The sequence below is a fragment of the Muricoccus nepalensis genome (genome assembly GCF_006438825.1).
GTDB classification, from domain to species: Bacteria; Pseudomonadota; Alphaproteobacteria; order Acetobacterales; family Acetobacteraceae; genus Roseomonas; species Roseomonas nepalensis.
In genome coordinates, this window is sequence record NZ_RCZP01000048.1 from 13,119 (window position 1) to 32,837 (window position 19,719).

At 67.7% G+C, this 19,719-nt stretch carries 19 protein-coding genes and 2 pseudogenes; 6 read left to right on the plus strand and 15 right to left on the minus strand.

The window, feature by feature from the left end:
* Positions 1-36 precede the first annotated feature (36 nt).
* The gene (locus EAH89_RS26735; protein ID WP_140886754.1) at positions 37-855 is read left to right on the plus strand and encodes a maleate cis-trans isomerase family protein; all 819 of its coding nucleotides are present in this window, start codon (positions 37-39) and stop codon (positions 853-855) included.
* Positions 856-946: 91 nt separating this feature from the next.
* Here the strand turns inward: EAH89_RS26735 and EAH89_RS26740 are convergent, their stop codons facing one another.
* Positions 947-1,663, minus strand: a complete 717-nt coding sequence (locus EAH89_RS26740) for an IS6 family transposase (protein WP_140886755.1) — start codon at positions 1,661-1,663, stop codon at positions 947-949.
* A gap of 139 nt (positions 1,664-1,802) precedes the next feature.
* Between EAH89_RS26740 and EAH89_RS26745 the strand changes: the two genes are divergently transcribed.
* Entirely contained in the window at positions 1,803-2,300 is a 498-nt protein-coding gene (locus EAH89_RS26745; protein ID WP_140886756.1) for a hypothetical protein, read from the plus strand.
* Between the two features lie 67 nt (positions 2,301-2,367).
* Here the strand turns inward: EAH89_RS26745 and EAH89_RS26750 are convergent, their stop codons facing one another.
* The 3 genes from EAH89_RS26750 to EAH89_RS26760 form a co-directional block, all read right to left on the minus strand.
* On the minus strand, positions 2,368-3,429 hold the full coding sequence (locus EAH89_RS26750) for an acyltransferase family protein (protein ID WP_140886757.1): 1,062 nt from the start codon (positions 3,427-3,429) through the stop codon (positions 2,368-2,370).
* A gap of 1,508 nt (positions 3,430-4,937) precedes the next feature.
* Positions 4,938-5,906 carry an IS5 family transposase gene (locus tag EAH89_RS26755; protein WP_140886758.1) on the minus strand — a complete coding sequence of 323 codons (969 nt, stop codon included), beginning with the start codon at positions 5,904-5,906 and terminating at the stop codon, positions 4,938-4,940.
* A 505-nt stretch (positions 5,907-6,411) separates the two neighbouring features.
* Positions 6,412-7,104, minus strand: a complete 693-nt coding sequence (locus EAH89_RS26760; protein ID WP_140886759.1) for a class II aldolase/adducin family protein — start codon at positions 7,102-7,104, stop codon at positions 6,412-6,414.
* Positions 7,105-7,242: 138 nt separating this feature from the next.
* On the opposite strand from EAH89_RS26760, the gene EAH89_RS26765 reads away from it, so the two are divergent.
* On the plus strand, positions 7,243-8,214 hold the full coding sequence (locus EAH89_RS26765) for a Bug family tripartite tricarboxylate transporter substrate binding protein (RefSeq protein WP_140886760.1): 972 nt from the start codon (positions 7,243-7,245) through the stop codon (positions 8,212-8,214).
* On the opposite strand, the gene EAH89_RS26770 is transcribed toward EAH89_RS26765, so the two are convergent.
* From EAH89_RS26770 to EAH89_RS26815, 11 genes are all read right to left on the minus strand, one after another.
* Complete coding sequence (locus EAH89_RS26770) at positions 8,215-9,015, minus strand: IclR family transcriptional regulator domain-containing protein (protein ID WP_206667689.1); 801 nt, start codon at positions 9,013-9,015, stop codon at positions 8,215-8,217. It lies immediately after the preceding gene.
* A 3-nt stretch (positions 9,016-9,018) separates the two neighbouring features.
* The gene (locus tag EAH89_RS26775) at positions 9,019-9,531 is read right to left on the minus strand and encodes a hypothetical protein (RefSeq protein WP_140886761.1); all 513 of its coding nucleotides are present in this window, start codon (positions 9,529-9,531) and stop codon (positions 9,019-9,021) included.
* On the minus strand, positions 9,531-10,817 hold the full coding sequence (locus tag EAH89_RS26780; protein ID WP_140886762.1) for an aromatic ring-hydroxylating dioxygenase subunit alpha: 1,287 nt from the start codon (positions 10,815-10,817) through the stop codon (positions 9,531-9,533). The genes EAH89_RS26775 and EAH89_RS26780 overlap by 1 nt, the downstream gene beginning before the upstream one ends.
* A gap of 41 nt (positions 10,818-10,858) precedes the next feature.
* Positions 10,859-12,112, minus strand: a complete 1,254-nt coding sequence (locus EAH89_RS26785) for an NAD(P)/FAD-dependent oxidoreductase (protein ID WP_140886763.1) — start codon at positions 12,110-12,112, stop codon at positions 10,859-10,861.
* A 3-nt stretch (positions 12,113-12,115) separates the two neighbouring features.
* Positions 12,116-13,156, minus strand: coding sequence for a PdxA family dehydrogenase (locus tag EAH89_RS26790; protein WP_140886764.1), 1,041 nt, complete (start codon positions 13,154-13,156; stop codon positions 12,116-12,118).
* Positions 13,153-13,491 (minus strand): non-heme iron oxygenase ferredoxin subunit, encoded by a 339-nt coding sequence (locus EAH89_RS26795; RefSeq protein WP_140886765.1) that lies wholly within the window; start codon positions 13,489-13,491, stop codon positions 13,153-13,155. Before EAH89_RS26795 ends, EAH89_RS26790 begins: the two co-directional genes overlap by 4 nt.
* A 470-nt stretch (positions 13,492-13,961) precedes the next feature.
* Complete coding sequence (locus EAH89_RS31580; protein ID WP_161993783.1) at positions 13,962-14,117, minus strand: hypothetical protein; 156 nt, start codon at positions 14,115-14,117, stop codon at positions 13,962-13,964.
* Positions 14,114-15,124: a 2Fe-2S iron-sulfur cluster-binding protein gene (locus EAH89_RS26800; RefSeq protein ID WP_161993784.1), complete on the minus strand. Its 1,011-nt coding sequence runs from the start codon at positions 15,122-15,124 to the stop codon at positions 14,114-14,116. Before EAH89_RS26800 ends, EAH89_RS31580 begins: the two co-directional genes overlap by 4 nt.
* A 13-nt stretch (positions 15,125-15,137) precedes the next feature.
* The gene (locus EAH89_RS26805; RefSeq protein ID WP_140886767.1) at positions 15,138-15,602 is read right to left on the minus strand and encodes an aromatic-ring-hydroxylating dioxygenase subunit beta; all 465 of its coding nucleotides are present in this window, start codon (positions 15,600-15,602) and stop codon (positions 15,138-15,140) included.
* Entirely contained in the window at positions 15,602-16,882 is a 1,281-nt protein-coding gene (locus tag EAH89_RS26810) for an aromatic ring-hydroxylating dioxygenase subunit alpha (protein ID WP_140886768.1), read from the minus strand. Before EAH89_RS26810 ends, EAH89_RS26805 begins: the two co-directional genes overlap by 1 nt.
* Before the next feature lie 14 nt (positions 16,883-16,896).
* Entirely contained in the window at positions 16,897-17,889 is a 993-nt protein-coding gene (locus EAH89_RS26815; RefSeq protein ID WP_161993785.1) for a Bug family tripartite tricarboxylate transporter substrate binding protein, read from the minus strand.
* Between the two features lie 123 nt (positions 17,890-18,012).
* Here EAH89_RS26815 and EAH89_RS26820 point away from each other — a divergent pair, with 123 nt between their 5' ends.
* The 3 genes and pseudogenes from EAH89_RS26820 to EAH89_RS26830 all read left to right on the plus strand — a co-directional run.
* Positions 18,013-18,780 carry an IclR family transcriptional regulator domain-containing protein gene (locus EAH89_RS26820; protein ID WP_140886770.1) on the plus strand — a complete coding sequence of 256 codons (768 nt, stop codon included), beginning with the start codon at positions 18,013-18,015 and terminating at the stop codon, positions 18,778-18,780.
* Between the two features lie 94 nt (positions 18,781-18,874).
* Positions 18,875-19,261: pseudogene (locus EAH89_RS26825) on the plus strand (transposase); the annotation flags it as partial.
* A gap of 58 nt (positions 19,262-19,319) precedes the next feature.
* A pseudogene (locus EAH89_RS26830) lies at positions 19,320-19,719 on the plus strand (IS481 family transposase); the annotation flags it as partial.

The window sequence follows — 19,719 nt, forward strand, 5'->3', positions numbered from 1 at the left end:
CAGGGCACGAAGCGGCGCGCGGGACGGGCCTGAGTCGTGGCCCTCGAGTACGCGCCGCGCGGCCTCATCGGCGTGCTGACCCCGCAGGCGAACACGACCGTGGAGCCGGAGCTTGCCGTTCTCCTGCCGCCCGGCGTGGCCATGATCAACGCGCGCCTCACGAGCCCAAAGCCGACCATCGTCGCGCGCCTGCTCGATTACCTGCGCGATCTGGAAGGCGCGGTCGCGCAGTTCGCGAACGCCCCGCTCGCCGCTGTGGCCTTTGCCTGCACCGGCGCCTCCTACTACGCAGGCGCGGAGGAGGAGGCGGCCATTGTCGGCCGGATGGAAGCGGCGCGCGGCGTGCCCGTCGTAACGGCAGGCCAGGCCGTGCGCGACGCGCTGCGCGCCTTCTCCGCCCACCGCATCGGCCTTGTCTCGCCCTATCCCGACGACCTCACGCAGGCCGCGATCGGTTACTGGGAAGCGCATGGCCTGGAGGTCGCACGCGTCTCGGGCTCGACGCTGCGGGGCGGGGTCTTCCACCCGATCTACGCGATGGACGGCGCGGGCGCCCAGGCGGCGCTGGAGGCGCTGGACCCGGTGGGGCTGGACGCAATCGTGATGCTCGGCACCGGCATGCCAACGCTGCGCCCCATTCTCGCGCACGGGCGGCGTCAGGGGGTGCCCGTTCTTTCCTGCATGCTCTGCCTAGCCTGGCGCAGCGTGGAGGCGGCGGTCGGCGGGCGGGCCGATGCCGCGAGCCTCGAGGGCTGGATCGGCGGGCGGGACTGGCGGGGGCGCTGGCGGATGCGGCAGGCTGAGGCGCCGCCCGAGGGCACCGAACCGGGCGGGGGCGTTAAGAGATTGGAGTGATCGGCTGCCCTAACCAGCGTTGAAGCGGCACCGTCAACTTGCCAGCCTCAAGGCAAGGAAGCTGACGGATCGGCAGTGGGATCAAGGGCGATCAAGCCCGCGTGGCGACCCCGCTGACGTCGGACCACACCTCGAACGCGCGCGCCCTTGCAGCGCGGTACTCGCTAGCGCTGAGGTGGTCACGGCGAAGATGAAAGAGGTTGTTGATGCCGTCGTGGGCGGAAAGGAAGCGCTGTGCGTGGCCTGCTGATTTGAACCGCTTCATCTGCCGCTCTCGTYGTCGCGTCGGCTGATGCGRGTTCTCCGCCCKGTTGTTCAGCCCCTTGTGCTGGCGGTGCTCGACGGARGGCATCACSTCCYTCTTYGCGGCRCCRTAGCTTGCCAGCTTGTCGGTRATCATRACSCGSGGTGGCCGCATCTGACGCTTCAGCARYTTYCTSAGTAGCCGCTTGGCRGCTTKCTTRTCYCTYCGGYTCTGCACCAGCAYRTCRAGCACCATCCCGGCCTGATCGACGGCRCGCCARAGCCAGTGTGTCACACCGTTGATCTTGAGCACGACCTCATCCAGGTGCCACTTGTCACCGGTGCTGGGCAGCAGGCGGCGGATCCCGTTGGCGAAAGCCTGGCCGAACTTGCGGCCCCACTGTCGCAGCGTCTCGTAGCTGACCACGATGCCGCGGAACGCCAGCATCTCCTCCACCATCCGCAAGCTGAGTGGGAAGCGAAAGTAAAGCCACACCGCCTGGCTGATGATCTCGGCTGGGAAGCGGTACCCGGCGAAGCTGGGACAGGCGGCGGGGGCAATCATCCCACCCGACTACCTGTTGGTGCGCCGCTCGGACAAGCTGGCGGCCGGCCAAGTTGACTGTGCCGTTACGGGTGCTGGCTACCTGACCTGAGCCACGACTGTGAATGCACTCAAGTGCACAGAATAAGAAGCGCAGAACATGCGCAAGGCCCTGCAGGAGATCGATCATGTCCGCCGACAAGCATCGCGCCTAGCCATCGACGTTGCCTATGTCCGCCTCGCTTCCTTTGGCACCGAGCCAGAGGACCCGCTCGGCTTCGCCGTCAACATCAAGTTGGGCCGGCCCCTCCCCAAGCAGCTCCGCGACCTGATCACCCGCGGCGACGTGGAACTGCGGCGCACCGGCCCGGGGCGAAACCCGGGCGGCAAGCGGACGAGCATGATCATCTCGACCCGCCCGGGACAGGAGCGTCTTCAGACAATCCTCGCGCGCCACGGTGCCGGCTTTGGCACCGCCGACCTGTTGCGGGCGATCGAGCCCGTGCGCCCGCGCAAGGACGAGCGCCGGCGCATTGCGGCGACCGCCGACCCCGCGGTCCGCCGGGCCATGCAGGAACGGAAGGCACGCCGTCTCGCGAGCTTGCTCAAGCGCCTGCGGAAGCCCGCGCCGGCCATCACCCCGTCAGCCGCGCTCTGATCACGCTCGCCGCTGAACCAACCTCCGCGGGGAACGACCCACCGGCCTCAGCCGAACCCCGCCGCTGTCAGGCAGCCTCACAGGATCGAGGCCCCAGAAGGCGGGTAAAGAGGCGACGCCACGGCTCCTTGCGGCGCTCCGTGAACTCCGCCAGCAGGAGGACAATGGGCAGGACGCCCAGCATCAAGACGGTGCGGCTCTGCCAGCTACCGGCGTCCCACCCCATAACCGTCGTGAGGAACGTGGCGACCGGCAGGTGATAGAGGTAGATCGAGAAGGTCGCCCCGGCGAGCCACCGAATGGGCCGCGCGCACCGGTTCAGCACGCCGGCGAAGACGTCCGAGACCGTGTGGAAGCCGACCAGATGCGTCGCGAAGAGCGCCCCAATCAGGTACTCATCGATGTGGTGCACCCGGTCGGAACCCGGCGGGAAATGGCCGACCTGCCAGAGATACACCTCGTTGATGGCCCAGAGGATCACCGGGGCGATCAGTAGGACCTTCCCGAGAGAGCGCGAGATCGAGACACGCTTGCAGACGTGGTAAGCCGCCACACCCATTAGCCAGATTGGCAGCAGGCCTGCGATCTCCGGACCCACCAGCAGCACCGCGATCCCGACCGCGAGACCTCTCCATGCCGGGCGAGCGAAGATCGCGAGGGCGAAGATAAGGTAGTAGGGGACCTCGAATCCAAGCGACCAGAAGGGGATGTTGGAGCCGGGCCCACGGATAGGGGACCAGACCTCGTGAGTGAATGTCAGAGCCCGGATGAACTGCTCGGGTAGGTTCCAGTCCAAGTAGCCCCACGCCCCCGTGTAGAGGTCCGGCCGGAGCGCCTTGCCAATGGTGTCGAGCACCGCGGTAAGCAGCAGGGCCGGGACGACGACCGAGTAAAGCCGGGCCGCGCGGTTGACGGCGTACTGCCGGGCTGAGTTCTCGCGACCGTCAGTCACGTAGGCGATCACGAAACCCGACAGCACGAAGAAGACCATGACCGCCTCGGCCCCGTAGGGGACCGCCTGCCAAAGGAACCCGGCCGTCAGGCGCTTCTGCCCCATGTGGGACAGGAAGACAGCGAGCGCCGCACCGAACCGAACGAAGTCGAGGTAGAGGGAGGTTTCCCGGTTCATGGGTTCAGCGCCGCCTCCTTATTTTGGTCACGGCGTCGCGCGCTCGCTCGCGCCCCTGAGGCAGAGGCGCCCTACCAGCCCGAGAACCAGCAGACCAAGCCCTAGAGCGTCATGGGGACGGGGTCGGGAACGCGGACAGCTGCATCCAGCCAACGGGTCTGAGCAGCCGCTGCCACATTCTGCCGCCTCAGCGCGGAGGACCGCGAAAGGCACGCGACCGTTCCCCAACCTGGTCGGGCACCGGCGGCGGCCGACCGGACCTCGGCCGCCCGCTCGCCTCCTCCTCTCAGCTACCACAGGCAAACCAGCCACTCCGGAGAACTGCATTGCCAGCCAGCACCCACCACCCAGCCTCCCTCACCTCTCCTCGCCACGTCCCCAGCCAAGCGGGACTAATCCTGGACGCCCTCGCCCAAGAGCTCGCCATCCTTTCGGTATGGGCTCGCTCCCTGAACGTCACTCTAAGGCTCAGCACGCCGTCGCCCCGGCGCATAGACCTCGGCCTCATCGAGCGCTGGGACGGGCCCCTCAAGGGAAGCAGCGCCACCGTTCTGCGCCGCCTCTGTGACCTTGCGAACCGCCGCAGGCTGCGCGTGCAGCGCTGATGCTTGGCGAGTTGGGAAGCTTTTGCATGGGGAGTGCCCTTGGTCGGGGGACCTTCGCTAATCACGGCAGGAGCGCTTCCACCTCGGAAAGCCAGGGGGTTTTGGAGCGAGCGGGGAACCGACGTGGGTGATGACTGATCAGGCCGGCGTAGGTCCCGAAGTCCGTTGTGGGCCCGATACGGACTTCCTGCGCCGTCGCGGGGGTTCCCCAAAGCGGACGTGACACCGCCCGTGTCGCCCGTCGGCGTGCATCAGCCGCCGAACCGAAGTCACGGCCCGTTCGGAGGCAGATTTTGCGCGGTTACCATCGCCGGGCGCGCCGCTAGACCGCCTGGAGCATCCGAGCGGTTCGCTAAGCTCACCGCCATGCTGATGCCCGGCCTCCCTGGCGACTTTGGTAGTCTCGTTGCGCAACAGGCCAACAACGGAGGGCTAGCCATTCTATCAGCCGGCGTGAGGATGGATTGCGGCGGGTGGTACCCGGTCGGCCCAGGGTTGGTAGGCACGCCCCCGAAGCCTTCCATTAAGGCGGCCTTCCAATCTCAAACGGGCGCTTCCAACTGACCGCAGGCCCCGTCCCGCAGGATGGAGCAGACGGACCAAGCGAATTACCGCAGTCGCTGCAGCACCTTCGGCTTCCGCCCAGGCACCGACGCTTTCGCTGAATGCATGATGCAGCAGTCCTCGCAGGATGAGGCGCGGAACCAGCGGACCATCAACCGCATGCAGCAGGAGGATCGCATCGAGGAACGACGTAGAAGGCCATAGTCGTTGCTTTAGTGCCAGAACACCTTGAAGAGGTGGAGTGGCAAAGTCCAACAGCGGAGGACCTTGTTGCACCGATAGGAGACTGTGTTGCACGGACCAGCGTGGAGGCACAGTCGGTGAGCGGCGGGGCCGGGATCACGCGAGCCGGACATACTCCGGGCGTCCAAGCTCAAGCATGCGGTTCAGCACGCTGACAGCGACTGCCACCTCGGTCGCGCGGCGCCTGTCGGTGCGCGACCGCAGCGCGCCGCCGATGACGCGCTTGAACCTGCTGATGTCCGCCTCGACCAAGGCGCGCCAGTTATAGCCTGAGGCCTTCTGCCAGCTCCTGCGACCACTTTCTACGATGGCCCGAAGGTGATGGTCCCGCTGGGTCGGCACCGTCTCGGCCGTGGCGCTTGGCACAGCACTGGACCTTGGTGGAACGATGACAGCCGCGTCGGGGTACCGCGCCGCCTCAGCGTAGACGCCATCCTGGTCGTAAGCGCCGTCGGCGGTAAATGAGGCAATTGGGTCCGCGACTTGGCCGAGCAAGGGGCCGACCTGCGAGGCGTCATTGATGTCGTTCGTCGTCAGGGTGGATGCAACGATCCGCCCCGTGTCGGCATCCACGCCGATGTGCAGCTTGCGCCACGACCGGCGTGCCCTGCTCCCGTGCTTATCGACCAGCCACTCGCCCGGGCCACATAGCTGCAGCCCCGTGCTGTCGACGATCAGGTGTATGGGACGGGTGCCGGGCTGGGACCGGAGCTGCGGTACCTCCAACGTCTCGGCCCGGCGGGACATGGTTGAGTGGTCCGGCACAGTCAGGTCGAGACCGAACAGGGCGATGATGGAGCCGATCAGACCTTCGGTCAGACGCAAGGCTAGGCGGAACACGGCTCGAAGCGTCAGGGCCGTGGAGATGGCCAGCGCCGAATACCGCGGCTGTCCGCCGCGCGTGGTCCGGGGCTCGGCCTTCCAGGCCGCGATCGCCGCATCCGTGAACCACACGGTCAGACTGCCACGTCCGCGTAGGGCCGCATCATACTCTGCCCAGTTCGTCGCCCGGAACCGCTGCTTCGGAATGTGCTGGCGACGGTCAACATTAGCCTTGAAGGGCAAGCTGCGCTCTCCGGGAGGTTGACCGGCCGTCGACCCCTCAGGATCCTAACCTACCCAGATCGCCAGGCAGATCCGTGCACCACAGCGGTGAGGAGCGATACGGCTGAGACCGAGCCGACGCAGCGGGACCGACATCGGCAGTCCATTGCCGAGCGCGGCCGTATGGGCTGACAGCGGGCGTCAGGGTACAACTGGCGCGCTCTTGTGGAGGCCGACATCTCACGAGGAAGCGCGTCATCGGCGACGGCCTACGCTCACAGACCGACGGGCGTCAGGAAGCCGAGGTGGCCATCGCCGTCGACCTGCTGAGCCGCATGTTGGACTTGCGTCGCCCGGAGTACGTGCGCACCACCTGATCGTCAGGGCCATTGCGAGAGATGCGTCTAACGCTCCGATCGACGCAACAAAGTCACTCTGGGTCGATTTCGTTGTTTCCAGCATGGCAACGCCGCAGGGTGAGGGACGCCTTCATTCCCCTTACCAGGGGTGGGCCGGCAGGACCGGCTCAGGTGAGGCGGGCGAAGTAGTGGTCCCATGTCTTGCGAAATAGGCTCATGGACGACAGGCGCTCGCGGACGCGGGCTTGCTGGCTGTCGTCGAACACGAAAGGCGTACCGATTGCCATTGCGCCCACCTGACGGGAGGCGTTCTCCTCGAGATAGGCCGCGAGTGCGAAGCAGGTGACGAGGTCTTCGGCAACCACCGTCGCGCCATGCGCCTTCAGCAGGATCGCAGGTGCGTTGCCAAGCGTGAGTGCGAGCGCGGAACCCGCCTCCTGCGTGTTGATCGACATGGGATCGTCATAGACAGGAATGTCGCCGAGCAGGGCGCCCTGCGCAAAGACGGGGCGGTAAGGCACCCCGACACTGGTCAGAAGCGTTGACCAGCGCGGGTGCAGGTGAATGACCGCCCCTACATCGGGCCGCCGGCGGTAGATCTCGGTGTGGATATGGAATTCCAGCGGCGGCCGACCCGCACCCGCTATGGGCTGCCCCTCCAAGTCCATCTCTACCAGATTAGCCATCGTCAGGCGCCGCTTTGGCGCCACGGCGTCGTTGATCAGGATGCGGCCCTTGCGACGAACACTGGCATGGCCGCTATGATCGATCATCTCCGCGTGCTCCAGCATGCGCAACGCATCGACAAGAGCTTGCCTATCAACGTCGTCGAACTCCGTCGTTGCCGGTTGCTCATCCATCGGCCTGCGTCTCCCGTTCTTGTTCAACTGGCACCTGTGCCTGACGGCGCCTGCCGCGCTAGGATCGGCGCAACGCACTAGGCTTGCTGCAGCCACTGAGCCGCTCAAGCCCACTAAGAATAAGGGAAGGAACCAGCCTTGCGACGTGCCCTGCTGAGACTATCCGTGGCCCTGCTAGGCGTCCATCTGGCAACTGGGGCAAAGGCGGTCGGCACCGACTGGCCGCAGCGGCCCGTTCGCATCGTAGCCCCCTTTGCGCCCGGTGGCAGCGCGGACACACTCGGGCGCCTGGTCGCACGCGACCTGACTGACGCGCTAGGCCAGCCCTTCGTGGTGGATAACCGCCCTGGCGCTGGAGGCCTGATCGGCGCGGCGCAGGTCGCGCGCGCACCGGCCGATGGCTACACCCTCGTCATCTCCGGCATCGCGTCCCACGTGATTGCTCCTGCCACGAACGTGGGAGGTGCGGAGTTCGACGGGCTTCGGGACTTCACGCACATCGCCTATCTCGGTGGCCCGCCGATCCTTTTCGCCGTCGGTCCACAATCCACCGCGCGCAGTCTCGCCGACGTGCTGGCCCGCGCAAAGGGCAGCGAGACGGTTTCCTACGCAACGCCGGGCGCGGGGACACACGGTGCGCTGATCGGCGACATGTTCACACGCCTGACCGGCGCAAGTATGGAACCCATTCCCTATCGTGGCGGTGGCAATAGCATGAGCGACCTGCTCGGCGGCTCCGTGGAAGCTGCGTTCATTGCGTTTACTTCGGCCGCCGAGCCTCTCCGGGACCGGCGCCTGCGGGCCATCGCCGTGAGCTCGGCCGAACGGCTTCCGGCCTTCCCCAACCTGCCGACCTTCCGGGAACTCGGCTATCCCACGCTGACCGCGACCACGTGGTTCGGCCTCGCCGGACCGGCCAACCTGCCGGAGCCAATCGTGGAGCGGATGAACGCAGAGGTGCGGCGCATCCTTGCGAAGCCCGACATCCGCGCGCGGCTCGACGCCGATGGCATTGTCTCGCCCGCACTCACCGCACCGGAATTCAAGCACTTCGTGGAGGAGGAGGTCACCCGCTGGACACCGCTCGCACGCGCCTCGGCGGGCCGGTAGTCAGGGGCCAATCAAAAGTGGGCGCATCCCCGCGGCCGCTTCCCGCAGCGCAGCCTTTCCCTTGTTCATCAACTCTTCCAGAGAAGTTCGGCTGGCCTGGGTTGAGACATGCAGCGCCGCGACGACACGACCGGCTGCGTTGTGAACGGGAACCGCAAGCGAGCGCAGGTCGACCTCCATCTCCTGGTCAACCATGCAAAACCCGTCGCGCCGCACGCCGTCGAGCGCGCGACGCAGCCCTGCTTCGTCGTGGATGGTAAAGGGCGTCAGGGGGAACAGCTCCGCTCCGCGGAAGAACGTCTCCAGCTCCTCCTCAGGCAGGTAGGCGAGTAGGACCCGTCCCATGGAGGTACAATAGGCGGGCAGATGCGTCCCGACATCGCGGTTGATCGATCCGAGGCGTCGGCGCGCCGAGCGGGCGACGTAGATGACCTCCGTTCCATAAAGTACGGAAACGGAACAGGACTGCCCCAGCGCGTCGCTCGTCCGCTCAAGAAAAGGCTGCGCCACACGCGGGAGAAGAGAGGAGGACAGATAGGCTTGCGCAAGGGTCAGCACTTGTGGTGACAAGCGAAAGAAGTGGCCGGAGGACTGCACGTAGCCGAGCGCCTGCAACGTGAGCAGGCAGCGCCGGACCGTCGCGCGCGAGAGCCCCACGCGCTTCGAAAGGTCGGAAAGAGTGAGGTCCTGTTCCTCGGTGGTGAAGGCGCGCATGACCGACAGCCCGCGCGCCAGCGCGGTGACGAAGTCACGCCCTTCGGTCACGTTGGGCTCCGCCTCGGCGGTGAGGGGCGCGGCCACGGCTCAGGCCCTCAAGGCTTCGAGCATGGCCTCGACATAGCCCGCGTCGCTGACGACACTCAGCATCGACACGTAGGGACGAAGCTGGCTGAGCGTCGCGGAAACGGCCTCCGGCGACCTGTCGGCAGCGTCGTGAAGGATGAGGCCGCAGGTCTTGGTGCCGGTGGCACGGCAGGCGTCGCCCACCACCGAGGCGAGCTGCGCGTCCTGGCCTGAGGTCGCGATCATCACCGCCTGGTTGGAGACCTCGACCTCCTGCAAGAAGCCCTGCGCGCGGCCCACCACGTTGCGGAACCAGCGCTGGACGTCGCCAGCCGCCAGCCTTCCCTCGCTCTCGAAAAAGGAGGGGGCGAAGAAGACGGCGCCGTTCCACGTCCGCGCGGACAAGGCCTCCACGACGTCGAGGCTGGCTTGGTCCAGCGCGACCACAAGGGTGGCACGCGGCGCGGCGTTGGGCGTGCGGACCCGGAAGGCCGACTCCGCCGCCGTGGTCGCGCGCGCGCTCTCGCTGACCATCACACCGAAGCCTGCGCCACGCCGGGCTGGGCCTGCAGCGCCTCGCGCGCTGCGTCCTTGAAAGCCTGATCGGGTGGCAGCACGACCGCGGCGGAGCGAACCTGCTGCTCCTCCGGCCGCGTGCCGGGCGGCGCGATGCCCTTGTCGCGCAGGGCACGCGCGGCTTTCATTAGGCGGAAGCGCGCCATGATGATCCCATTGTCGGTAGAGGTCAGGTTCTCCCGCGTTCGGTCAACGATAGGTCCCATGCTTTCCTGGAGGGAGGCGTCCTGCATGGCAATGCCCGAGACGCCGCTGTAGGTGGTGCCTGCCTTCTGCGCAGCTCGGTCCATGAGGTAGTCGTTGTCCTTGTTCGCCGCGGGCCGGTAGGTGCCGGGAACGTAAGTCACGTGAATGCCATGCCCGTCGCGCATTGCCTGCACCTCGCGCTCCGTTAGGTCGCGCACCGGGTGATAGTCAAAGCTCCAGGCCCAGCAGTTCTCGTCGTCGATCGGGATCCAGAAGTGACCGTGGATCGGGTGGTCGCCGCGCGGCGGCACCATGGTGAAGCAGGGCATAACCCAGGGCGTGATGCGCCAGTAATAGTGGCCATCCTCCGCGTTCCGGCGCGCGCCGATATAGAGGCCGCTGCCGTGCTCCACCACCTCGAAGACGGGTGCGCTGTCGTTCAGGTTGTACTGGTTGCCCCTCGCCCCCTTAAACAGCGGGTCGGAGTTGAGCGCGCCGCGATGGAGGAAGGATACATGCGCGGAATCAATGCCACCCTCCATCGCCTGCAGCCAGTTGGACTCCTGGATGCGCTTGCTGGAAAAGGTCTGCTCCGGCCGGACGGTAATGAACTCCCACTCCGGCAAGGGCGGCTGCAGGTCTGGTGGGCCCATGTAGGTCCAGAGAATGTGCCCACGCTCCACCAGCGGATAGGCGGTGAGCTTGATCTTCTGGCGGAAGCCGCTCGATTCAGGCTCGGAGGGCACCTCGGTGCACTGGCCGGTCACGTCGTACTTCCAGCCGTGATAGGGGCAGCGCAGCCCGCAATCCTCGTTCCGGCCGAACCAGAGCGACACGCCGCGATGGGCGCAGAACTCGTCGATGAGGCCGAGCTTGCCCTCGCTATTGCGGAAGGCGAGCAGGCGCTCGCCCAGCAGCTTGATCCGCACCGGCGCGCCACCGGGCTCCGCCACCTCTTCCGCAAGCAGGGCCGGGATCCAGTAGCGACGAAACACGTCGCCCATCGGCGTTCCAGGCCCGGTCTGGGTGAGAAGATCGTTCTGTTCTTTCCGCAGCATGGCAAGTCGCTCCCAGGCTTGTTCTTCATCGGAACTGGCCGTCACGAGACAGGCCGAAGGTCCCGCTTGAGGTTCTTGACAAGGTCATTCAGCCTGACCGCCGGATCGGCCAGTGTCTCCGCGGGTACGGCAGCGTCCAGCGCGATGAGCTCCTTCGCGAAACGAAGGTCGCGCGCCGCGTTGATGCCGATGGCAGCGGCCGGCCGGTCTCCGTCCATTCCGAGGAGGAGGGCGATGCCGGAGGCCAGTGAACCCCGGCTGATCCAGGAGAGCCCGGACGAGACCATCCCGCAGATCTGCATGTTCAGCCCGTACTGGTCGCTCCAGAACCAGGGCACCTCGGTATAGGGCGCCGGGTTTCCCACCATGTTGCGCGCCGCCGCGATGGCGGCGTTCTGAGCGTTCTGCCAGGATTCCAGCCGCACTGGACGCCCGTAGCGTGCGTCAAAGCGGTTGGCGACGTCCCCTGCGGCCCAGACGGAGGGATCCTCCGTCCTGCCAAAGGCATCCACCACCACGCCGTTCTCGACCTTGAGGCCGGCCTCGCGGGCCAGTTCCACGTTCGGGACGATGCCGATGCCCACCACGACTGCGTCCGCCTCGAGCCGCTCGCCGCCCGCCAGCACGACGACAGGCCGGCCACTGGCGTCCTCGATGGCTTCCACCTCTGCCTGGAAGCGGATGTCCGCGCCGTGGCGCCGGTGCAGGTCGGTGTAAAACGCCCCGACCTCTGGCGGCACGCAGCGCGCCATGACCGCTGAGGTCGCCTCGATCACTGTGACGCGCGCCCCCTGCGCCCGTGCGGCGGAGGCGGCTTCCAGCCCGATGAACCCGGCACCGACGACGACGAGGTGCGCGTCCACCTGTAAGAGGGGACGCAGGGCTCGCGTGTCAGCCAGGGTGCGGATCGGATGGCAGCGGGGGTGGTCCGCGCCCGGCACGAGGAGTGGCCGCGGCCGCCCACCGGTTGCCAATAGGAGGGCGGCGTAGGGCAGGACGGAGCCATCCTCCAGGTGAAGGGTACGCACGCCCCGGTCGATGGAACTCGCCTTCACGCCAAGGCGCAGTACGATGCTCGCGGCCTCGTACCACTCGCGCGGCCGTACCCAGGCGATGTTGTCCGAACCCAGCAGCATCTCCTTCGACAGCGACGGCCGCTCGTAAGGTGGATCGGCCTCCTCTCCGACCAGCGTTAGCGGGCCGGCATACCCGGCGGCGCGCATCGCCTCGACGGCACGGCCCCCGGCCTGCCCCGCGCCCACGACGACAATGCCTCTTCCCGCGGGATCGTCCATGGCTCAGGCTGCCGCCTCGGCGCGGGCGCGCGTGGCGGCGCCAGCCAGGCGTAGAAGGGCCTCGACCACGGCCTCAGGGCTCGCCTTGTTCATCCCGGCGATCTCGAGCGCGCTGCCATGGGCAACGGAGGAAAAGAGCACGGGCGTGCCGATCGTCATGCCCGCGGTGCGGTTCGTCGCCAGCAGCTTCGCGGCCAAGTGCCCCTGGTCGTGCACCATCACAACGAAGGCGTCGTAGCCCGCCTTCTGGAACATCGTGTCGGCGCCGAACGGCCCCTCGCAGAGGATGCCGCGCGCGCGGGCTCGCTCCATCGCGGGCTCGATGATCGTCGCCTCCTCGTTGCCGAACATCCCGTGCTCGCTCGCGTGTGGGTTCAGCCCGGAGACGGCAATCTGGGGCGTGGCCACGCCGAGCTTCACGAGCACGGCGCGCGTTGCCTCCAGCACCCGCAGAACGCGCTCCTCCGTGATGAGGTCGATCGCCTGCCGCAGGCCGACATGTAGAGTTGTGTGCACAATGCGCTTGTCGTCGAAGCAGAGCATAAGGAAGGCGTCCTCCTCCGGCGTGTCGGTGCAGCGAGCGACGAAGGTTGGATAGCCGTCGAAGGCGATGCCCGCGGCCTTGATGGCAAATTCCGTCTGCGGGCAGGCAGCAACGGCCTCTACCGCGCCCTCCAGTGCGGCGCGGACGGCCACCGCGGCGGCCTCAACAGCGGCCCGGCCATGGGCGGCGCGCACCTCGCCCGGTGCCAGCGGTTGCTCCCCAAAACCGTCAAGGTCGAGCAGCACGACGCCCTCCCCCTCTGGCACCTCGCACGCCGAGCGCACGGTTAGGACCGGCACGTCGATGCCGCAGGCGCGCGCGTGGTAGTCCAGCGCACGCCGGTCGCCCACCAGCAGCGGGCGGCAGGCCGCGCGAACGCGCGGGTCGAGCGCCGCCTTGAGCGCGATCTCCGGTCCGATGCCGGCGGGATCGCCGAGCGCCAGGGCAATCCGCGGAAGCGGCGCCCCCTCGAGCTTCGGCGGCCTGCCAACCGCGTTCATACCGACTTCCTTACCTGCGCCGGGTCGATGCAAACCTTTCCCTCCACCACCCGAGCATCCCAGGTGCGGAGCGCCTCGGTGCAAGGGGGGGCTGTTGGCTCGCCCGTGCGGATATCAAACTTGCCCTGGTGGAAGGGGCATTCAATCTCACCGCCCTCCACGAAGCCCTCTGCGAGGGAGCCGGGGCCATGGGTGCAGAGGTCCTGCGTCACGTAGTAGGCGCCGTCCACGAGGAACACGGCATAGGCCTCGCCAGCAAGTTCCGCCCGGACGGGCGTGTCCCCCTCCACGGCCGTGGTGTCGCACAAAGCTTGCAGCTCATCCTCCAGCGTCATTTTTCCTCCTTGCTAAGCCTCGCTTTGGCTTCGCCGATGTTCGCAGTGCGAACACGAACTGCTGTTTGCGAACAATCTTGCTATTCCTTAAACCTTTATGCAAGCGCGGTGGTATGCTTTATCCGGCGTGACGCCACTGGTGCTTCGATGTTTCTGCTGTTCCTGGTGGATCGGCACTATGGTGCGACCATCTGGGACATGGGGTACTGGGAGCATGCAAATGCCGGTAGGCCGACGCATGAACCATGGCACGACTCTCCGCCTGACCATGCTCCCTGCCAATCGGACGACGGGCCCGAACTCGAGGCCATGCTCGACGTGGTGTCGCCGGGTTGCGGCCGTCCCGGGCGTCTCCGCCGCAGGTCCGACAAACTGCACGGCGACAAAGGCTCTGACTCCCGCGACTGCCGCAGGCGTCACATCAAGGCCCACTCTTCCCGCCGCGGGATCGAAGGCTACGACCACTCGACCTACACCGCTAGAAGGTTGAGCGATCCCGCGCTTGGTTCGGCGGCTTCTGCCGCCTTGTTACTCGAAATGACTGGCGCGACGACATCCATCTCGGCCTCAACCTCCTCGCCATGCGCATAGCCGTATAGCGCAAGCCGGCGCGGTGTGGCGCTCATGCGGCCTCCGCGCTGGACTGGCTGGAGGGAATAAAGGCATCCGCGAAGAAGTCGGCTTCGGGAAGGTTGTGCAGCTTCGTGAATGACTCGCGAGCCGAGGCGACCATGGCGGGGCTGCCGGAGGCATAGACCTGTAGGCCGGACATGGCCGGATGATCGGACGCCGCGGCTGTTGGCACCCGGCCGGTGCGCCCGGCCCAGGACGGGTCGGGCTGCGAGAGGACGGGGATGTAGCGGAAGTCCCGCAGGCGCCGGGTCCAGCGCGCGGGCAGTTCGGGCAGGTAGAGGTCGTCCGGCCCGCGGCCGCCACGGTAGAGGATCAGGGGGCGTGTCCAGCGGCGGCGCACCGCCTCCTCCAGGATGGAGGCGACGGGGGCGAAGCCGGTGCCGGTGGCGAGGAGGAGGAGAGGGCGCGGGTCGCGCCCGTCCGGCTCCACCTCGCCGTAGGGCATCGCCAGGCGCAGCGCGTCGCCGGGCTGCAGCCTGGCCAGCAGCGCGTCCGAGAAGGCGCCGCCCGGATGCATGCGGACGTGCATCTGCACCCCGTCCGCCTCGGCCGGGGAATTTGCCATGGAGTAGGAGCGCCGCTCGCCGCCCGGCAGCAGCACGTCCATGTACTGCCCCGCCTTGAAGGCGACGCGCTGGCCGATGGGGAAGCGCAGGTACAGCCTCGTCACGTTGGGCGCGACAAGCTGCTTGCGGAAGACACGCGCTGTCACCTCCCGCGGCAGGCCTATGCCGAGGGGGCGTGAAATGCGACGCGGGCCGATGGTGACGTCCGAGCGCGGGCGCGATGTGCAGAAGAGCGCGTCGAACGCCCCGCCCTCCCCGGTCGAGCGCACCGTGCCGGAGGCCTCCACCGCGCCGGCGGAGACCTTGCCCTGGCAGGTGATGCAGACACCCTTGCGGCAGGAATAGGGGATCTCCAGCCCGGCGCGCTGCGCGGCCTCCAGGATCGTCTCGTCCGGGGCGCAGGGGAAGCGATGGTCGCTGTGGGCGACCTGCACGGTCCACTCCATGCTAGAGCGGCAGCGCCAGCAGCGTGTCGGTCCGCGAGCTGTCGCAGACCACGACCCGCTCCGCGAGCTTCGGCGTGCCCGCCGCGTCCGCGCGCCAGAGGTCGAGGTAGCGCCCGGTCGCGAAGAGGTCCGTCGCGCCGTCGCGCATGATGCGCGCGACGAGGAAGGGGGTCTCGCTCCGCAGGCCTTCCGACCTCTCCTCCTCCAGCAAGGGAAGGCCGAGGACGTGACGGTAGGAATGACGCTCGTAGATGTTCGCCTCCCGCAGCGCGGCCACCCGGTCCTCCAGCATGCCACGACTGTCCGCCCAGATGATGCCGGCGGCGTAGCCGAGGCGGTGGTTCTCCGCCGTGGTGATCCGGTAGAGGCAGTCCTCGGTGAAGAAGTCCGGCCAGGCTTCCAGCCTGTCCGTGTCGATGCAGTGGGCGTAGCGCGCCTGCGCCGCCATGATGTCGGTGATCCTCATCAGAGCCCCGTGCACCCCCGGTAGGCTTTCCAGAAGCCGCGGACAGAGGCCTCGGTCGCGCGGGTGCGCGTGCTCGCCGCGTCCGTCCCGCCCATCTCCAGCACCGCGTGCCGGTCGGAGGCGCCGACCACGCCGCGCTGCACGAAGCCGCCGACGCACCCGTCCTCCATGGAGACGTAGCCCGCCGGGCCGACGAGGTTGCCCTGCTTCAGGCGCATCTTCCGCAGTTCCGGGCTATCGTCCTTGAAGCCGATGTAGGTCCAGTTCAGATCCGTCCGCCCCACGCCGCGCGGCACAACCTGCCGGATGGCGAGCGCGTTCTGGATCTGCTGCAGCACGAAGCCCGGGAATACGGAGAGGATCTGCAGGGTCACCCCATCCCCGAACTCGTCCTGACCCTCCAGCACGCTGGGGTCCTTCAGGCGGTAGTCGCTCTCGGAGCGGATGTTCTGCGCGGCGTAGTCGTTCGCGGCCATTGCCTCGGCGTCGCGGTCGATGGCGGAATAGGAGACGTGGTTGCCGCCGGATTCGGAGACGATGAGGCCGCCCCTCATGTTGAGCCTGTTCAGCTCGAAGGTGGTGAAGAACAGGTGCAGCAGCGAGGCATGGTAGCTGTCGCGCACGTTCTCCACGTAGAGCTTCCAGTTGTTCGGCAGATCCTGGGTGAAGCGGCCGATTACCTCCACCTCGCGCCCGCCGAGGACCCGCCCGATGCGCTCCATGATCTCGTCGCCGAGGTACTCCTCGATCGGGGGCACGGTGTCGGAGGCCGAGGCGAAGACGAGGCCGTGGACGACGGCGGTGCGGAGCTTGCGGGGGGAGTGCTCGGACATGCGGAAGCACTCGGGCATGCCGCCCTGGCCGTTGATGCCGTCCTTGAAGGCCACGCCCTTCAGGTTGCCCTGCAGGTCGTAGCTCCAGGCATGGTAGACGCAGGTGAACTCGCGCGCATGGCCGAAATCCTCCAGCGCGATGAGGGCGCCGCGGTGCACGCAGCGGTTCTCGAAGGCGTAGATCTCGCCGTCGTGGTCTCGCACCGCCAGGATCGGCACGCCGCCGAGGGTGGTGGCGCGGTAGTCGCCAGGGCCGGCGATCTCCGCCTCCAGGCAGAGGTAGTTCCAGGTCTCGCCACGGAACACGTGGGTCTGCTCGAGGGCCGCCACGTCCTGGCGCTGGAAGACCCAGTAGGGCACGCGGGTCAGTCCCTCGGGCCACGACACCTCAGGCAGGGTGACGAGGCCGGGGGGAAGCGCGGTCGCGGGGGGGGTGTGGTCGGGCATGGGGAGGGTTCCGCTCATTCCACGGTGACGTTGGCGCGCTGCACCAGGGCGCCCCAGCGCGTGCGCTCGGCCGCCACGAAGGCGGCGGTCTCGGCAGGCGTGCCGCCCACCACGGCGGCGCCGAGCTCGCGGTAGCGGCGCTGCACCTCGGGCGAGCGCAGCACCTGGGACAGGCCCTCGTGGAGGCGCGCGACGACGGTGGCGGGAGTGCCGGCGGGGGCGACGGCCGCGAACCAAGCGGTGGACCGGAAGCCGGGAAGCCCCGCCTCCGCCGCGGCCGGCACGTCCGGGATTTCCGGTGCGCGCTCCATATCGGCCACGGCCAGCATCCGCACGCGCCCGGCCTGGTGTTGCGCCAGGGCTCCGGTGACGTTGGAGAAGATCATGTCCACGCGCCCGCCCACCACGTCCGTCAGGGCCGGCGCCTCGCCGCGGTAGGGGACGTGCACGAGCTTCGTGCCAGTCAGGTCCTGGAACAGCGCGGCAGTGAGGTGGGAGGTGGTTCCCACCCCCTGGGACGCGTAGGTGAGCGTCTCGGGCCGTGCCTTCGCGCGCTCGATCAGCTCGCCAAGGGTGCGGATGCCGCTGGCGATGGAGACGATGGCCACGTTCGGCGTCTCGCAGAGCACCGTGACCGGCACGAAGCCCTCCGGCGCGAAGCCGAGGTCGCGGAAGAGGAATTGGTTGATCGAGAGAGGGCCGGGCGGGGTGACGAGCAGGGTATAGCCGTCGGCCTCAGCCCTGGCGAAGTTCGCCGTCCCCACGTTCCCGCCGGCGCCCGAGAGGTTCTCCACCACGAAGGGCTGGCCCCAGAGGCCACGGAGCTGCTCCGCCGCGATCCGCGCCGAGGTGTCGTTCGACCCTCCGGCCGGGAAGGGCACGATCACGCGCACCGGGCGGCTCGGGTAGCTGAGACCTCCTGGCAAGGGCTGGGCCCCGGCCCGGGAAGACGCGAGGGCGCCCAGCAGCGGCGACACCAGGAGCACGCGGCGATGCAGAAGTCCCAAGACCCGTCTTCCTCCGATCAGCCTTGACCTATCACTAGTGTTCGATTATCGAACTCACGGCCGAATTACGAACATCCTGCTCTGCAAGGTGGGAAGTCGTCAATGTGGGGCGGGAGAGAGGCGATGGTGGAGGAGGAGCCCGGGAGGAAGGAGGCCATGGCGGGGCTGGCGAAGGGGCTCGCCATCCTCGAGTGCTTCGGGGATGGCGTGCCGCGCCTGACCCTGGCCGAGGCCGCGCGCCGGACCGGCCTTTCCCGGGCCACGGCGCGGCGCTGCCTGCTGACTCTCCTCGAGCTCGGGTATGTCACGCATGATGGTCGCAGCTTCGCGCCGCAGCCGCGCCTGCTGCGCCTCGGCTACGCCTTCCTCTCCGCCACACCGCTGCCGCGCCTCGCCCAGCCGGTTCTCGAGGCGGTTCAAGAGGCGGCCGGGGAGGCTGTATCCCTCGCGATCCTCGATGGGTCGGAGACCGTCTTCGTCGCCCGCTCGGCGCCGCACCGGATGGTTTCGGTCGGGCCGGGGATCGGGTCGCGCCTACCCGCCTGGTGCTCGGCCACCGGGCGCGTCCTGCTCGCCGGCCTTTCTAAGGATGCGATAGCCGCCCACCTCGGCGCGGCACGCTTCGAGCCGCTGACCCGCCACACTGTAACGGTACCGGAAGAGGTGCGGGCCCGCATCGACGACGCCCGGACGGCCGGCTACGCCGCCTGCAACGAGGAGCTGGAGTTAGGGCTGCTCTCCCTCGCCGTGCCCGTGCGGGACCTGTCCGGGAATGCCGTGGCCGCTATGAGCGTGAGCACGCAGCCGAGCCGGCGCAGCTTGCAGGAGGCTGAGCGCGACCTGCTACCACTTATCCTCGACGGGGCGCGGCGGCTCTCTGTCCACCTTTGAATGTTGCGTGGGTGTGTTGCATTGATCGGCTTGGCGATCCGCCCGAGGTAGGATGGTGGGGACGATGCCCTGCCATCCTCGAAGGGACCTGAGCTTGCCTTTCAAGGCAAATGCCGACTGCCGCCATCGCATTCCGAAGCAGCGGTTCCGGGCGACGAACTGGAGCGAGTACGACGCCGGCCTGCGTGGGCGCGGCAGTTTGACAGTCTGCTTCACGGACGCGGCGATCTCAGCTTGGAAGGCAGAGCCCCGGACCACGCGTGGCGGGCAGCCGCGTTACTCCGCCCTGGCGATCACCACGGCTCTGACCTTGCGCGCGGTGTTCCGCTTGGCTCTCCGCCAGACCGAGGGCCTGATCGGCTCCATCATCGCCCTGCTCGGTCTCGATTTGGCCGTGCCGGACCACTCCACCCTCAGCCGCCGGGCCGAGACACTCGAGATGCTACGGTCTCACCACGGTAGCCGCCCCGTGCACCTGCTAGATGTTTGATCCCAGGGTTTGATGGTGCAGTCTTCTACCCTGAGYGGAAGGACGCACTATGGGCCAGGTTCTCCATGGCAGCGCCACAACGACGGAGGCAATCCGTCGAGCGATACAGCATAGTCAAGAGAGCCTGAGAGGGCTGGCCAAGCGCTATGGRGTGAACCCGAAAACGGTCGCCAAGTGGAAGGCGCGTGGGTCTGTCACCGATCTGCCGACTGGCCCGAAGGAGCCAAAGTCCACGGTTCTCTCGGTCGAGGAGGAGGCGATCATCGTCGCCTTCCGCCGGCACACCCTGCTGCCGCTCGACGACTGCCTCTACGCTCTGCAACCCAGTCTACCGCAGCTGACCCGGTCCTCGCTCCACCGCTGCCTGATGCGCCACGGCATCTCCCGACTACCCGATCCGGACAGTGCCTCGACCGCCAAGAAGCGCTTCAAGGTCTATCCCATCGGCT